Annotated in this window: 13 protein-coding genes and 1 tRNA gene; 10 read left to right on the top strand and 4 right to left on the bottom strand. The window is 61.7% G+C overall.

Annotated features, from left to right (window positions below; all coding sequences use genetic code 11):
• The first annotated feature begins 143 nt into the window (after positions 1-143).
• The 8 genes from secA to LGH82_RS24020 all read left to right on the top strand — a co-directional run bounded on the left by secA (position 144) and on the right by LGH82_RS24020 (position 10701).
• Positions 144-2876, top strand: a complete 2733-nt coding sequence (gene secA, locus LGH82_RS24055) for a preprotein translocase subunit SecA (RefSeq protein WP_227345137.1) — start codon at positions 144-146, stop codon at positions 2874-2876.
• Positions 2877-2893: 17 nt separating this feature from the next.
• On the top strand, positions 2894-3820 hold the full coding sequence (locus LGH82_RS24050) for a hypothetical protein (protein ID WP_227345136.1): 927 nt from the start codon (positions 2894-2896) through the stop codon (positions 3818-3820).
• Positions 3821-3940: 120 nt separating this feature from the next.
• Positions 3941-5341: an oligosaccharide flippase family protein gene (locus LGH82_RS24045; protein WP_227345135.1), complete on the top strand. Its 1401-nt coding sequence runs from the start codon at positions 3941-3943 to the stop codon at positions 5339-5341.
• Positions 5342-6622: a GNAT family N-acetyltransferase gene (locus tag LGH82_RS24040; protein ID WP_227345134.1), complete on the top strand. Its 1281-nt coding sequence runs from the start codon at positions 5342-5344 to the stop codon at positions 6620-6622.
• A 1073-nt stretch (positions 6623-7695) separates the two neighbouring features.
• Positions 7696-9047, top strand: a protein-coding gene (locus tag LGH82_RS24035; RefSeq protein ID WP_227344189.1) for an IS3 family transposase whose coding sequence is annotated in 2 segments (ribosomal slippage) — positions 7696-8032 and positions 8032-9047 — 1353 coding nt in all. Because the reading frame shifts where the segments join, the coding sequence is not laid out codon by codon here.
• 167 nt (positions 9048-9214) lie between these two features.
• Positions 9215-9299 (top strand) — tRNA-Leu (locus tag LGH82_RS24030).
• Positions 9300-9552: 253 nt separating this feature from the next.
• Positions 9553-10146 (top strand): YqaA family protein, encoded by a 594-nt coding sequence (locus LGH82_RS24025; protein WP_227345133.1) that lies wholly within the window; start codon positions 9553-9555, stop codon positions 10144-10146.
• Positions 10147-10182: 36 nt separating this feature from the next.
• Positions 10183-10701, top strand: coding sequence for a disulfide bond formation protein B (locus LGH82_RS24020; RefSeq protein WP_227345132.1), 519 nt, complete (start codon positions 10183-10185; stop codon positions 10699-10701).
• 155 nt (positions 10702-10856) lie between these two features.
• Here LGH82_RS24020 and LGH82_RS24015 read toward each other — a convergent pair whose 3' ends face one another.
• Positions 10857-11414 (bottom strand): HNH endonuclease, encoded by a 558-nt coding sequence (locus tag LGH82_RS24015; RefSeq protein WP_227345131.1) that lies wholly within the window; start codon positions 11412-11414, stop codon positions 10857-10859.
• A 227-nt stretch (positions 11415-11641) separates the two neighbouring features.
• Positions 11642-12283, bottom strand: a complete 642-nt coding sequence (locus LGH82_RS24010; RefSeq protein WP_227345130.1) for a DNA-3-methyladenine glycosylase family protein — start codon at positions 12281-12283, stop codon at positions 11642-11644.
• A 73-nt stretch (positions 12284-12356) separates the two neighbouring features.
• Between LGH82_RS24010 and gluQRS the strand changes: the two genes are divergently transcribed.
• The gene (gene gluQRS / locus LGH82_RS24005) at positions 12357-13232 is read left to right on the top strand and encodes a tRNA glutamyl-Q(34) synthetase GluQRS (protein WP_227345129.1); all 876 of its coding nucleotides are present in this window, start codon (positions 12357-12359) and stop codon (positions 13230-13232) included.
• A gap of 27 nt (positions 13233-13259) precedes the next feature.
• Here gluQRS and LGH82_RS24000 read toward each other — a convergent pair whose 3' ends face one another.
• On the bottom strand, positions 13260-13547 hold the full coding sequence (locus LGH82_RS24000; RefSeq protein ID WP_227345128.1) for a hypothetical protein: 288 nt from the start codon (positions 13545-13547) through the stop codon (positions 13260-13262).
• A 184-nt stretch (positions 13548-13731) separates the two neighbouring features.
• Between LGH82_RS24000 and LGH82_RS23995 the strand changes: the two genes are divergently transcribed.
• Positions 13732-14619: a DMT family transporter gene (locus LGH82_RS23995; RefSeq protein ID WP_227345127.1), complete on the top strand. Its 888-nt coding sequence runs from the start codon at positions 13732-13734 to the stop codon at positions 14617-14619.
• Here LGH82_RS23995 and LGH82_RS23990 read toward each other — a convergent pair.
• Complete coding sequence (locus LGH82_RS23990) at positions 14589-15440, bottom strand: YihY/virulence factor BrkB family protein (protein WP_227345126.1); 852 nt, start codon at positions 15438-15440, stop codon at positions 14589-14591. The two genes, LGH82_RS23995 and LGH82_RS23990, sit on opposite strands and share 31 nt — an antisense overlap.
• Positions 15441-15451: the final 11 nt, after the last annotated feature.

Below are 15451 nucleotides of genomic sequence, written 5' to 3'. Positions count from 1 at the left end.
TGTCCAACGACTTTGCGTCCAGAACCGTTTTCCGGGCGCTGTTTGTGTTTGCCCGCGTTCAGGCGGTGCGTTCACGCGGATTTGACGGGGCCGGCCGGTACTCGTCTTGTTGATGATACGAATGCTATCGAAAGGACCATTGGATGGTCAGTCTCGGCGGTTTCGCCCGTAAGGTTTTCGGCTCCTCCAACGACCGTCGGGTCAAGTCGACCCGGCCTCGTGTCGAGGCGATCAATGCCATGGAAAACGAAATGCGGGCGCTCTCCGACGAGGAGCTGGTTGGCCGCACCGCGAAGTTCCGCCAGGACATCGCCAACGGCGCCACTCTGGACGATTTGCTTGTGCCGGCATTCGCCACCGCGCGCGAAGCCGCGCGCCGCGTGCTCGGCATGCGCCCCTTCGATGTGCAGTTGATTGGCGGCATGGTGCTGCACAATGGCGGTATCGCCGAGATGCGCACCGGCGAGGGCAAGACCCTGGTCGCGACCCTGCCTGTCTATCTCAACGCGCTCGCCGGCAAAGGCGTCCACGTCGTCACCGTCAACGACTATCTCGCCACGCGCGACTCCGAATGGATGGGCCGCGTCTACAAGTTCCTTGGCCTCTCGGTCGGCGTCATCGTGCACGGCCTGTCCGACGAGGAACGCAGCATCGCCTACGCCTCCGATGTCACCTACGCCACCAACAACGAGCTCGGCTTCGACTATCTGCGCGACAACATGAAATACGAACGCGCCCAGATGGTGCAGCGCGGTCACAACTACGCGATCGTCGACGAAGTCGACTCCATCCTGGTCGACGAGGCGCGCACGCCGCTGATCATTTCCGGTCCGCTTGAGGACCGTTCGGAAATGTACAACACCATCGACACCTTCATCATCCAGCTGCAGCCGGAAGATTACGAGATCGATGAGAAGCAGAAGACCTCGATCTTCACCGAGGACGGCACGGAGAAGCTGGAGAACCTTCTGCGCGACGCCGACCTGCTCAAGGGTGAGTCGCTTTATGACGTCGAGAACGTGGCCATCGTCCACCACGTCAACAATGCGCTGAAGGCTCACCGGCTGTTCCAGAAGGATAAGGACTACATCGTGCGCAACGGCGAGATCGTCATCATCGACGAGTTCACCGGCCGCATGATGCCCGGCCGCCGCTATTCGGAAGGCCTGCACCAGGCGCTGGAAGCCAAGGAGCATGTGGCGATCCAGCCGGAGAACCAGACGCTCGCCTCCGTCACCTTCCAGAATTATTTCCGCCTCTACAAGAAGCTGGCCGGCATGACCGGCACCGCGCTGACCGAGGCCGAGGAATTCGGCAACATCTACAATCTCGACGTCACCGAGATCCCGACCAACCTGCCGGTCATCCGCAAGGACGAGGACGACGAGGTCTACCGGACGGTCGAGGAGAAATACAAGGCGATCGTCAAGGAGATCCGCGAAGCCAGCGCCAAGGGCCAGCCGACGCTGGTCGGCACGACCTCGATCGAGAAATCCGAGCAGCTGGCCGAGCGCCTGCGCAAGGACGGCTTCAAGGACTTCGAGGTGCTGAACGCCCGCCACCATGAGCGCGAGGCGGCGATCGTCGCCCAGGCCGGCAAGCCCGGCGCCATCACCATCGCCACCAACATGGCCGGCCGCGGCACCGACATCCAGCTCGGCGGCAACGCCGAAATGCGCATCGCCGACGAGCTTGGCGACATGCCTGAAGGCCCCGAGCGCGAGGCCATGGAAAAGGCCATCCGCGAGGATATCGCCCGCCTGAAGGAAAAGGCGCTTGCCGCCGGCGGCCTCTACGTGCTGGCCACCGAGCGCCACGAGAGCCGACGCATCGACAACCAGCTTCGCGGCCGCTCCGGCCGCCAGGGCGACCCCGGCCGTTCGAAATTTTTCCTGTCGTTGCAGGATGACCTGATGCGCATCTTCGGCTCCGAGCGCATGGACGGCATGCTGCAGAAGCTCGGCCTCAAGGAAGACGAAGCGATCATCCACCCCTGGATCAACAAGGCGCTGGAAAAGGCGCAGATGAAGGTCGAGGCGCGCAATTTCGACATCCGCAAGAACCTTTTGAAATATGACGACGTGTCGAACGACCAGCGCAAGGTGGTGTTCGAGCAGCGCATCGAACTGATGGATGGCGAAGGCCTGACCGAGACCATCACCGAGATGCGCGAGGGCGTCATCGACGAGATCGTCGCCAAGGCGATCCCCGAAAATGCCTATGCCGAGCAGTGGAACGCCGCCGGCCTTAAGGCCGAGGTGGCCGAGTTCCTCAACCTCGATTTGCCGATCGAGGATTGGGTCAAGGAAGAAGGCATCGCCGAGGACGATATCCGCGAGCGCATATCACAGGCCGCCGAGGTCGCCGCCAAGGAGCGCTCCGAGCGCTTCGGCCCAGAGGTGATGACCTATGTCGAGCGCTCGGTGGTATTGCAGTCGCTCGACCATCTTTGGCGCGAGCACATCGTCAATCTCGACCATCTGCGCTCGGTCGTCGGCTTCCGCGGCTACGCCCAGCGCGACCCGCTGCAGGAATACAAGAGCGAGGCGTTCGAGCTGTTCCAGGCAATGCTGGGCAATCTGCGCCAGGCGGTCACCGCGCAGTTGATGCGCGTCGAACTGGTCCGCCAGGCCGCCGAAGCCCCGCCACCCGAGGCGCCGGACATGTTCGGCATGCATATCGACGGCACCACCGGCGAGAACGACTTCGAGGACGGCAACACCGCCCTTCTTGTCCGTCCGGAAACAGCCGCCATCGTTGCTCCCGAGGACCGCGATCCGAACAATCAGGCGACATGGGGCAAGGTTGGCCGTAACGAGGCCTGCCCCTGCGGCTCCGGCAAGAAGTACAAGCACTGTCATGGGGCGTTTGCTTAAGGCGTCTGGCGGGAGAAATGCCCAAGAAAATCGCCGACGCGATCGGCAGAAGTCGCGTCGTCGGACGTCTCAAGTTTGTAAGGGACAGGCTTTTTTACCGATACTTTCGCGCTCAGGGAGCAGCGAGAGCTCGCGAATTCGCCGGGATATTGCGCTCATCAGGCTCAAGCCGTCTCTGCTTCACCATCGCCTTCAATACGCCTTGGGTGATCGACGCTCTGACCAAGGCCTGGCAGATCCATCCGACGGGAATGCTCCTTGTCGTGGTCGACAATTCGTCGGACGAGGCGGCCCGAAAGTCGATAGAGGACATCTGCCGACAGCGGGGAGTACCTTACTTCAGCTTGCCCCGCAATCGCGAACGCCACTGGTCCCGTTCTCACGGGACGGCGGTGAACTGGGTCTTCGACAACATCGTGAGACACGTCCGGCCGGAATTGTTCGGTTTCATCGACCATGACTGTTTTCCCATCGCGCCTTTCGACATGCCCGGCCGCATGGAGGGGAAGAAGGTCTTCGGCCTGAAGTTCGGGCCAACGGAGAACTTCCGTTACAAGGCGAGCAGGAATGATCGCCAATGGTGTCTTTGGGGAGGGTTCTGTTTCTTCCGGTTCTCCGCCGTCGAGAATGTCGCCATGGATTTCACGCCTCGAATGGAACTGGGGCTCGATACAGGGGGCGGAAACTGGTTGCCGCTCTACTCGCATCTCGCTGAAGAAGACGTCGCGACCGTCGAGATGAGTTTTATCCCTGTCACCTTCGGCGGGGCGACGGGCGAACATGAGCTGTTTGAAGGAACCATGTTCCACGTCGGCGGATCATCCTACGCGCAACAGACCAACACGCGTCACCATCGCGGAGCGGAGCATCGCCAGCTGTTGAGCGATTATATCTGGGACAGATATCTCGGCGGGGTCGGCGATCGGCTCGTGAGTACGCCTTAAGAACTTCCTTACGCCATCACCGCGTTTCCCAAAACGGCAAGGACGACCCACCCAACCGTTTCTTAATGTGTTTTGCATATACCCAAGGTCTGGAAATAGGCGGAAAACGGAGACTGGTGGGTGCGCTTTTCCGCGGCAACGACGGCCGGGCGGTTTTTGCCGCAGCGTTTGGCGCTGCGTATAAATCCGCTGCTTGGGCGCATCGATGCCGTGCTGTTCACCGCCGACGAGCGCGGCGAAGCCAGCCGCATGTCGCTTATCGCCTTCTCCATTCGCATCATCAGCGCCGTCATCGCCTTCGTCAGCCAGGTCTTGATGGCGCGCTGGATAGGGTCTTTCGAATACGGCATCTTCGTCCTGGTCTGGGTGACGATGGTCATTGTCGGCAACCTCGCCTGCCTTGGCTTCCATACCTCCGTTATCCGCTTCATTCCCGAATACCGCGAGCGCGGCCTGATGGACGAGTTGCGTGGCATCGTGGTTGCCAGCAGGCAGTTCGTGCTGGTGGCCTCGACCGCGATCGCGGGCCTGGGCGCGCTCGGTGTCTGGCTGTTCTCGCCATGGCTCGAAAGCTACTATGTCGTGCCGTTCATCCTTGGCGTCATCTGCCTGCCGATGATTGCGCTTTCCGACCTGTTGCAGGGCCAGTCGAGGGCGAACAGCTGGGCGCTGTTTGCATTGTCGCCGACCTATCTCGTGCGACCGGTGCTGATCCTCGCTTTCATGGCGCTGATGCTGCTGGCGGGCTATGCGCCAAACGCCAGGACCGCGATCTTCGCCTCGATCGCCGCCACCTACGTCACCACGCTCGGTCAACTCATCGGCGTCACCACGCGCATGGAAAGGTTGATCCCGGCCGGGCCGATGAAGGTGCATTTCGCCGAATGGTTCATCGTGTCGCTGCCGATCTTCCTGGTCGAAAGTTTCTTCTTTCTCCTCACCAACGCCGACGTATTGATGGTCGGCGCCTATATGGATCCCAACGACGTCGCCGTCTATTTCGCCACGGTCAAGACGCTGGCGCTGGTCCATTTCGTCTACTTCGCCGTCAAGGCGGGTGTCGCCCAGCGCTACGCGCAGTTCACCCATGGCGAGCCCGAGAGGCTCGCCGCCTTTGCCCGCGAGACGGTGTCATGGACCTTCTGGCCGTCACTGCTCATGGCACTGCTGGTGCTGGTGCTGGGCGAGCCCATGCTGACGCTGTTCGGCCCCGAATTCGCCGCCGGCTATCCGCTTCTGTACCTGCTGGTCTTCGGCGTCGTCGCCCGCGCCGCCGTCGGCCCCTGCGAAAGCCTGCTCACCATGAGCGGCAACCAGAACATCTGCGCCGCGGTCTACGCCATGACACTGGCCTTCAACATCGGCCTCAACGTGGTGCTGATCCCGCATTTCGGCCTATGGGGGGCGGCAATGTCCACCGCCTTCGCGATGATGTTCGAGGCCAGCGCGCTGTCCTTCACCGTGTGGCGCAAGCTCGGCATCGTCATGCTCATTTTCGTGCCCGCCAAGGGAGACGCTTGAATGGTGGCCATCCCATTGCTCGAGGAAACCAGCGGAGGCACGGCCGGCGCGATGGTGTCGGGCCTCGCGGGCCTGATCCGCGAGGCTGATCCGGCGCATATCGAAATCCTGGCCAACAACCGGCCCGAACGCAAACTTGCCGTGTACCCGGCATCCGCCGGCTTCGACCTGGTCGAGGAACTCGATTATCTCTGCGCCCGCACGGTCGAGCCCAATGTCTTCTTCAACCCGCGCTTCCTGGCCCCCGCCATGCCGCGGCTGGAAGACCGTGAAGTGCGGCTGGCCGTCATTCGCGACGGCGACGAGTATCGCAACCGGCTGCGCTTGCTGGTGCCGTTCTCCGTCGAACGGCCGGCAATACCGCTCGGCGTCCCCGTCATGCGCACGTGGTCGAGCCCGTTTGGCCCACTCGGCACGCCGCTTGTCGACCGTGACGACCCCATCGGCGTCGTCGAGGATTTCTTCTCCATGCTGTCCAGGCCACATCTCAAGCTGCCGAAAGTGTTCGTGCTGCCGGATGTGCGGCTTGACGGCCCGGTGGCAAGCCTGCTCGCCACCGTGGCCGAGACACGCGGCCTGACGATGATCACCACCGGCAGGGCCGAAAGACCGGTGCTGGAAAGCGAGCTCGACGGCGAGGACTATCTGAAAGCCTCGTTGCGCTCACACCATCATCGCGAGTTCCGCCGGCTGAAGCGACGTCTCGCCGACCTCGGGCAGTTGGAACATGTCGTGGCGCGCGGGCCTGATGAGATCCGCCATGCCATTGAAAATTTCCTGACGCTGGAGGCGGCCGGGTGGAAAGGCCGCGAGCGCACCGCCATGGCGATTGACCGCTACCGCGCCGCCTTCGCCCGCGAGGCCGTGCATCGGCTGGCCGAACACGATATGTGCCGCATCCACTCGCTGACGCTCGACGGCCGCACCATCGCCTGCCTGATCGTGTTCGTCGAGGCCGGCGTCGCCTACACTTGGAAGACCGCCTACGACGAGACGCTATCAGCCTATTCGCCGGGTACGCTGCTGATGATCGAGGTAACCAGGCAGCATCTCGACGATCCCAACATCGACATGACCGATTCCTGCGCCGTACCCGATCACCCGGTGATGAGCCGGCTATGGACGGAGCGCAAGCCGATGGGCACGCTGGTCATCGGGCTGACACCAGATGCCGACCGTCACGTCCGCCAAGCCGCGTCACAGCTTCACCTCTACCGCGAGACCCGCAACATGGCGCGCCTCCTGCGGAACCGGATGCGGAGTTTGCTGGGAAGACGGTAAGGGCAATCGACATCCGTCAATTGCCTGCGTATGGAAATTATGGTGCCCCTAGCCGGAATCGAACCAACACTCCTTGCGGAACTCGATTTTGAGTCGAGCGACTGTCCAGTGGACAATCCCTGTAGTTTCAATGACTTAGCCTTGAGGGGCCTCAGCCACTGGTGGTGGTCAAGAGCTAGTTTGGATGTTGGTCTACAAAGGCGTCGAGAGCCTTCTGAAAGGAGTCCAGCGGCTGTGACCGACAGTAGTTGTCGAGCCAAAACGCCACTGCGGGGCTGTCTAGGCCGTCGAGCGGACTATCCTTAGAGTACATTGCGACCCCGGAAAGATATCCAAGAGCCCAATTTCCCATGTCGAAATAGTCCCCGCTTTGACGATCCGAAAGCCATTTTCCGCAAGAGGAGCCCGCCCCAGCGCCCAGCATGTTAGCAGCAGAGGATGCCGCTGTCGGCAGTGCGAAACAGACAGCCAGAAGAACCAGAGCAATCGGTTTCATTTGGACGCCAGTCCCCTGGTACGGCCATCCGGGGTCAACTGGTAGACTGTACGTCCGTTCGCATCTTCCGGTGTCATCAGAGCGACAAAGCTTGCCCGTAGGTAGTCATCCAGGATGTCTAAGGGCAAGTGGATAGGCGTCGTGTATCCGTTGAGGCGGAGCGTGGCAGCTCGACCATCGCGCGTCTGGATGGTAACCTCATCTCGCTTCCTATCACTACGCGGGTAACCTTGCTCCACGACGACGACTAAGTCGTGTAGGGCCATCAGGCCTAAGAACTCGGTTGATCTCATAGCTTCCCCGTCGATGGGTTAGAGGTCAGACTGGCTACTGGCAGACCACGCCCTGAGCAAACTGCTGACATTCCATACCGATGGTCATGGGGTTGCCGTGGGGTCCGGTGTCCGTCTTGGGGCTCAGGAGATTGCCGATGAAGTAGATGGCCCCGAGCAGAACGATTGCCTGGGCGAGGTACTTGATTGCGTCCTGAAGTGTTCCCCGTCAGCACCTGTGTCCCAGATTTGAGGTTGTGAATTAAGGAGGGTTTTGATCTCGTCGTCACGACGAAGGAACCAAGATGAGCCCTAAATCCTCAAGTGCCAAGAAGCCTGCCGAGCAGGTGGTAAAGGACATTCGCCGGGCGACCCGGCGGCATTTTTCAGCGGAAGACAAGATCCGGATCGTGCTGGACGGGCTGCGCGGCGAAGACAGCATCGCCGAGCTGTGCCGCAAGGAAGGGATCGCGCAGAGCCTGTATTACACCTGGTCCAAGGAGTTCATGGAGGCCGGCAAGCGCCGATTGGCGGGTGATACCGCTCGTGCTGCCACCAGCGACGAGGTCAAGGATTTGCGCCGGGAGGCCGGCGCGCTGAAGGAATGCGTCGCTGATCTGACACTGGAAAACCGTCTGCTCAAAAAAAGCATGATCGCGGATGGGGACGAGCAAGAATGAGATATCCCGCATCCGAAAAGCTCGAGATCATCAGGATCGTCGAGCAGTCACACCTGCCAACCCGCAAAACGCTGGACCGACTGGGCATCCCGCGCCGGACCTTCTATCGCTGGTATGACCGTTATGTCGAGGGCGGGCCTGAGGCGCTGCAGGATCGGCCCTCGGCGCCGAGCCGGGTGTGGAACCGCATCCCGCCTGCCATCCATGACCAGATCATCGAACTGGCGCTGGAGCAGTCCGAGCTCTCCCCGCGCGAACTGGCAGTACGGTTCACCGACGAGACGCGCTACTTCGTGTCAGAAGCCAGCGTTTACCGGCTCCTCAAGGCCTACGATCTGATCACCAGCCCGGCCTATGTGGTGATCAAGGCGGCGAACGAGTTCCACACCAAGACGACGCGACCCAACGAGATGTGGCAGACGGACTTCACCTACTTCAAGATCATCGGCTGGGGCTGGATGTACCTGTCGACCGTGCTCGACGATTACTCCCGCTACATCATCGCCTGGAAACTGTGCAGCACCATGCGGGCCGAGGACGTCACCGACACGCTGGACATGGCACTTACTGCCTCAGGGTGCGACCAGGCCCATGTGCACCACAAGCCTCGGCTGCTCAGCGATAATGGCCCCAGCTACATCGCCGGCGAACTGGCGGACTATATCCAGGACCAACGCATGAGCCATGTCCGGGGCGCTCCAATGCATCCCCAGACCCAAGGCAAGATCGAGCGCTGGCACCAGACCCTCAAAAACCGAATCCTCTTGGAGAACTACTTTCTGCCCGGCGACCTTGAGGCCCAGATCGCAGCCTTCGTCGAACATTACAACCATCGACGCTACCACGAGAGCCTGGCCAACGTAACGCCAGCCGACGCCTACTTCGGCAGGGCCGCAGCCATTATCAAACAGCGAGAAAGGATCAAACGCCAAACCATCCAACATCGGCGCTTGCAGCACCGCAAGATCGCCGCTTAACATCAACCCCAAGATGAGGCCGACACTCCGCTAATCTGCGATCCAATCTGAGCCAAATGATCTGACGACGGACACTTGATTGCGTCCTGAAGTTCGAGGCGGATTGACGGCACTGGGCTGCTCCTTTATGGAGCCCTCCCATACCACGCCGTATGCCTACGTGCTACGCCCCTTTGGTGGAATTGGTAGACGCGCCGGACTCAAAATCCGGTTCCGAAAGGAGTGCCGGTTCGACCCCGGCAGGGGGCACCACCTCATCCCAGGTCGTTGGAGGCCTGTTCGTCAACTGGCCAATTTTCACAGCGCCGGCCGCGACGAAACCGCACCTTTCGATTTCATGACGGCACTGCCATTGTGCAGCGCGAGAAATCTTTCTAGACAGACGTCGCATTGAAGTGCGGCGCGTCTGAAAATATCCACGCGGCGTGCTTTGGGGTCTTTGTTTCATGCACGTCCTTGTCCCAAACCGATCAGCATTTTTGGGCGACACGCATTAGGAGTGCCAATGCTTCGCGGACTTTACGACTGGACCTTGTCGCTGGCGGCACGGAAATCCGCCGAATGGTGGCTGGCCTTCATCGCTTTCGTTGAAAGCTCGGTGTTCCTGGTGCCGGCCGACGTGCTCTATCTGCCGATGGCGCTATCGCGGCCGGACCGCGCCTATCGCTATGCGCTGATCGCCACGGTCGCCTCCGTGCTGGGCGGCATCGCCGGCTGGTTCATCGGTCATTACGCCTATGACGCGGTGGCAAGGCCCATCCTCGAATTCTACGGCAAGTATGACGAGTTCGAGCAGTTGCGGGCTTCGGCGGGCGTAAGCATCGAGTTCATTATCCTGATGCTGATCACCTCGGGTGCGGCCCATCTGCCCCCGATCAAGGTGGTGACCATCCTGTCCGGCGCGCTTGGCGTCAATCTGGCGCTGTTCATCGTGCTGGCCATCATCGCGCGCGGCGGGCGCTTCCTGCTGCTGGCATGGCTGCTGCGCCGCTATGGCGAACCGATCCGCGAGTTCATCGAAAAGCGCCTTGGGCTTATCGCGGGGGCGGCGGCCGCCGCCCTGATTTTGCTCTATATCCTCGTCAAATACGCCCTCTGAACGCAGCCCTATTCCGAGCCGGACGGAGCAGATCGAATGACAGCCACCATGAATGCCGACACCGGACGCCAACGCATGCTGACGGCCTTGTTCCTCGCGGTCGCCATGGCCGCCACGGTCGGCTCGGCGCTGGGCTTTCAGCACCTCGGCGGCTACATCCCCTGCCACCTTTGCCTCGAGCAGCGCACCCCCTATTACATCGGCGTGCCGTTGATGGTGCTGGCGGCGATTGCATCGATGTTGAACGCACCCGCATGGATCACGCGCGGTCTGCTCGCCATCGGCGGCCTGCTGATGCTCTATGGCCTCTACCTCGGCGTCTACCATTCCGGCGTCGAATGGGCATGGTGGCAAGGTCCGGCCGACTGCACGGCGGGTGCCGGTCCGGTCGACACCGGCGGCAAGGGCGTGCTCGACGCGCTCGACAAATTCGTGCCGCCGTCCTGCGACAAGGCGGCGCTGCGTATTCTCGGCCTGTCCTTGGCAGGCTGGAACGCCATCGCCAGCCTCATCCTGGCCGCCGTCGCCTTCCGCGGCGCGCTTTCCCGCGACTGAGCTACGGAACCGACGCGAGATCGTTCAAGAATTCGGCAGGCTGAGTCGAAGAAGTGATTTTCGAGAACCGGAGCGGAGCGGACATTTAAGTCCGTGAGCACCGGAAGCGCAGAAAATCGCTTCAGGCGGCCAGCCTCCCGAATTCTCGAATGATCTCAAGGTTCGAGTTCGACATCCCAGTACAGATAATCCATCCAGCTTTCATGCAGATGGTTGGGCGGGAACAGGCGGCCGTTGTTGTGCAGGTCATGCACCGTCGGCTGATAGGGTGTCTGCAGCGGCCACATCTTGGCATGGGCCGGCATCATGCCGCCCTTCCTGAGATTGCAGGGGGAACAGGCGGCGACGACATTCTCCCAGGTCGTCGCGCCGCCGCGATGGCGGGGGATGACATGGTCGAAGGTCAGATCCTCGGGCGTGCCGCAATACTGGCACTGGAAGCGGTCGCGCAGGAAGACGTTGAAGCGGGTGAAGGCCGGATGCCTGGACGGCTTCACATAGGCCTTCAGGCTGACGACGCTGGGCAGCCGCATCGAGAAGGTCGGCGAAGAGACGGCGTGCTCGTATTCGGCGACGATGTTCACCCGGTCGAGGAACACCGCCTTGATGGCGTCCTGCCAGGACCAGAGCGACAAAGGGTAATAGCTGAGCGGACGGTAATCCGCATTCAGCACCAGTGCTGGAAGCCCATCCGGAGATACGGCGACCGTCACGTGTTTACCTCCTTCGTTCAGTGCATGACCCTGAAAACCGAATTCGATTTTCGCGGGGGATCATGCGCGGATTCAAAAGTGCCACCGCATCCTTTCGCATCTGACCGGATGCGCGGCGCGGTAGCCTAACGGTGCGGATACTGTAAGCCCGACATGACAGGGATGTGAAGCGGATTGTCGCTTGTCCGAAACGCCAAAAACGCATGATTTTTATGCTTTTGGCGAATTCAGGCCGGGGGCGCGGCGTCCCGCCCTCTGGTTTCACGATAATAGGACCAGAAAAGCCGCGATGCGACACCTCGCCACGGGCTCCATGATTCGGCGAGTTGGATCAGTGTTTTCTCCGGTGGACGCGGGTCGATGCCGAGCGCGTGCCCGACCGCGCTCTGCAGAGCGACGTCGCGCGCCGGGAAGATATCCGGATGCCCGGCGGCAAACAGAAGATACACCTCCGCCGTCCAGGGGCCGATGCCCGGCACCGCCGTCATCATCGTGATCGCCTCCTGGGCATCGAGGGAGCAGAGATGATGAAGGTCGAGCCCGTCGACCACGGCCTGGGCAACGGCGATGAGGCCGCGCTGTTTGGGGCGCGACAGGCCGGCTTCGCGAAACATGTCTTCGCTCGCGGCAAGGATGGCCTGCGGCGTCAGCGGATCGACGAGCTTGATCAGCCGGCCGAAGATGGCATCGGCGCTGGCACGGGAAACCTGCTGCGACACGATAATCGACGCAAGGCTGCGGAACCCCGGTTCGGAGAGCCTGAGCGGCACCTCGCCAGCCATGCCACGCACCTTTTCGAGGCGCGGGTCGAGCGCGCAAAGCGCGTCGAGTCCTTGCGAAATATCGTCGAGCGTGGCGATGCGTTGCATGCTTGCTTGTTCCCTGATCAAGCGCAAGGTAGCAACCAGCCGAAGCCCCGCACAATCCGATTGCCGCCGAAAGATGACACTCCTGACATTCCGCTTCGCACCAAGCCCCAATGGCGAATTGCACCTTGGCCACGCCTATTCTGCACTGCTCAACCAGAAACTGGCGAAGGCGACGGGTGGCCGTCTCCTGCTGCGCATCGAGGATATCGACACGACCCGCTGCACGCCGGAATTCGAGGCCGCCATTCTCAGTGACTTGAAGTGGCTGGGGCTGGACTGGGAAGAGCCGGTGCGCCGGCAATCCCAGCATTTCGCGGAGTATCAAACCATGCTCGACCGCTTGATCCGGGAGGAACTGGTCTACCCCGCCTTCATGAGTCGCGGCGACATCCGGGCCTTCATCGCCGACACAGAGAAGCGTGGCCGTCACTGGCCGCGCGACCCCGACGGGGTGCCGCACTATCCGGCACAAGACAAAACCCTGCCGACGAAGGAACGCAAGCGGCGGATCGCCGAGAATGCACCCTTTGCCTGGCGGCTGGACGTCGAGGCGGCGATGGCGCGTACCGGCAAACCCCTTGCCTGGACGGAGTTCGCGGATGAAACACTTGTCGCGATGCGTCTTGTCGAAGCCCGCCCGCAAGACTGGGGCGACGTGATCGTGGCGCGGCGCGAGATACCGACCAGCTACCATCTGGCCGTTGTCGTCGACGACGCCTTGCAGGGGATCAGCCACGTGGTGCGGGGACAGGATCTGTTTTCCGCAACGGGTGTGCAACGCCTGCTCCAGGAAATCCTTGGCCTTCCACAACCAAGCTACTTCCACCATCGTCTTGTCCTCGGCCCGGACGGACGAAAGCTTTCGAAGAGCCTCGGCGACAGCGGCCTTGCCGCCCAGCGCGAGGCCGGCGTGCAACCCGATGAAATCAGGCGGATGGTCGGCTTCTAGATCATATTGAAAGCTGGACCCCGCTGCCTACCAGCGGGCCAGCCCCGCCTTGATCAGCGCCAGGACACTGATGAACGCAAAAGCGCCTCCCAGACCCCAGGCGACCGCAAACTTGAGGTCTTTCAGGTCGATGCCGTAGGAATTCGCGACCAGCACAGCCACGAAGAAGCCGAAGGTGAACAGCAGCGTGTTGCCGGTCGAGCCGAAGCCGTCATCCTGCATGATCGCATCGAGCGCCGTACCGAAGAAGAAACCGAAGACCGCAACGCTCGCAACGGTCATCAGCAGCCAGCTTGTATCGAGACGCAACAGCATGCCCGCTTCCTCTCGAAGCCGAGACGCCATGTCGGATCAATCAATAGCCATCGATTGTCCTGACGCCACCCCTTAAATTCGCTTGAGCTTATATATCAATTGTTTCGTTTTGCTTGTCGGGCCGAACCGCATTAGAGCATTCACGGTAATCAACCCTTCACCCAACACGCGACGGTCCCCCAAAATGCCAACTCTAAAGCGGTTCATTCCCGCTTCCTTCGTCGTCCTGTGGGCGACGGGCTTCATCGGCGCGCGCTATGCCATGCCGTGGGCGGAGCCCTTTACGTTCCTGGCCACGCGCTTTGTCCTGGCGGCCGTTCTGCTGACGGCCTTGACGGCCGTGCTTGGCTCAAGGAGAGCCACCCGCAAGGAGGCGATGCATGCGGCGGGGGCGGGCATCCTGATGCATGGCGTCTATCTGGGCGGTGTGTTCTGGGCCATCCACAGGGGCATGCCGGCCGGGCTTTCGGCGCTGATCGTCGGGTTGCAGCCACTGATCACGGCGGTACTTGCCGGCAAATTCCTGGGCGAGGCCATCCTGCCGCGCCATTGGCTCGGTCTCGGTACGGGTCTGGTCGGTGTGATCATCGTGCTCTGGCCGAAGCTCGGCGCGATCGGCGGCGGCGTGACCGCCGAGACGCTCGCCGCGTCGCTTGTCTCGGTGCTGGGCATGGCCGTCGGCACCATCTGGCAGAAGCGCTTCGCCTCCGGCGGCGACCTCGTCGCGGCAACCGCGTGGCAATATGTCGGCGGCGCCTCGCTGATGGCCCTGGCCTCGCTCGCTTTCGAAACACACACCGTCGTCATCAACGGCGAATTGATCTTCGCCATGGCCTGGCTGGTGCTGGTGCTGTCGCTCGGCGCCATCTTCCTGCTGATGATCATGATCCGCGATGGCGAGATGTCGAAGGTCGCCTCGCTGTTCTACCTGGTTCCAGCGGTCACCGCGGTAATGGCCTGGGCGCTGTTTGGCGAACAGCTTAGCCTGATCCAGATCGCTGGCATGGCCATCACGACGCTCGGTGTCGGACTGGCGACCGCTCAGCCCACCCTCGCCCGCGCCTCAAGATAGCGGCTGATCGCGGCGTTGAGTTCGCCGCCAAGGATGAAGATCGCCGAGACGATGTAGAGGAACACGACGGCGATCATGATCGACGCGAGGCCGGCATAGGTCGTCACATAGGATGAGAAATGATCGAGATAGGTGGCGAAGACGGTTGAGCCGACGAGCCATGCGATCAGCGTGAAGACAATGCCGGGCACCAGGGAGACGAAGCGGCGCTTGCCCGCCGGCAGCCAGTAGTGAACCGAAAACAGCCCGCCGACGATGACGGTGGATGCGATCACATAGCGCCACAGCGTGATCGTGCCCGTATAGGGCTTTATCCACTCGAAATTGGCTTCCGCCAGCCGCGCCAGCAGCGGCGCGAAGACCAGCAGCACGCTGATCGCCAGGAACCCGGCGGTCGCGATCAGCACGAAGAAAATGCTCTGCACCCGGCGATAGATGATACCTCGCGTCTCCGTCACGCGATAGGCCCGGTTGAGCGAAGTGCGCAGCGCCTCGATACCGTTCGAGGCAAAGTAGGCGGCAAGGAGCACGCCGTAGGTCAACAGGTCGGAGCGCCTGACCGTCAGCACGTTCAGCACCTCATGGGCGATCGGCTTGGCGATCTGATCCGGCCAGGTGTCGAAGACCAGATGCACGGCCGTGTCGGCAAAGGCCTGCGCACCGAGGAAGCTCCCCAGCGTCGTGGCGAAGATCAGGAACGGAAACAGCGCCATCAGCGAGGTGATCGCCAGATGGCTGGCCATCGCCCAGCCGTCATCGGTGTTGAAATGGCCGAGCGCGTCGTAGAGCACGCGGCGCAAGGCGACAATATTCCGCAGCAAGAACGCGCGCT

Origin of the sequence: Mesorhizobium sp. PAMC28654, assembly GCF_020616515.1 — a bacterium.
Classification (GTDB): domain Bacteria; phylum Pseudomonadota; class Alphaproteobacteria; order Rhizobiales; family Rhizobiaceae; genus Mesorhizobium.
The sequence above is the reverse complement of the archived record's forward strand: the minus strand, read 5'-3'. Positions and strand labels throughout refer to the sequence as shown.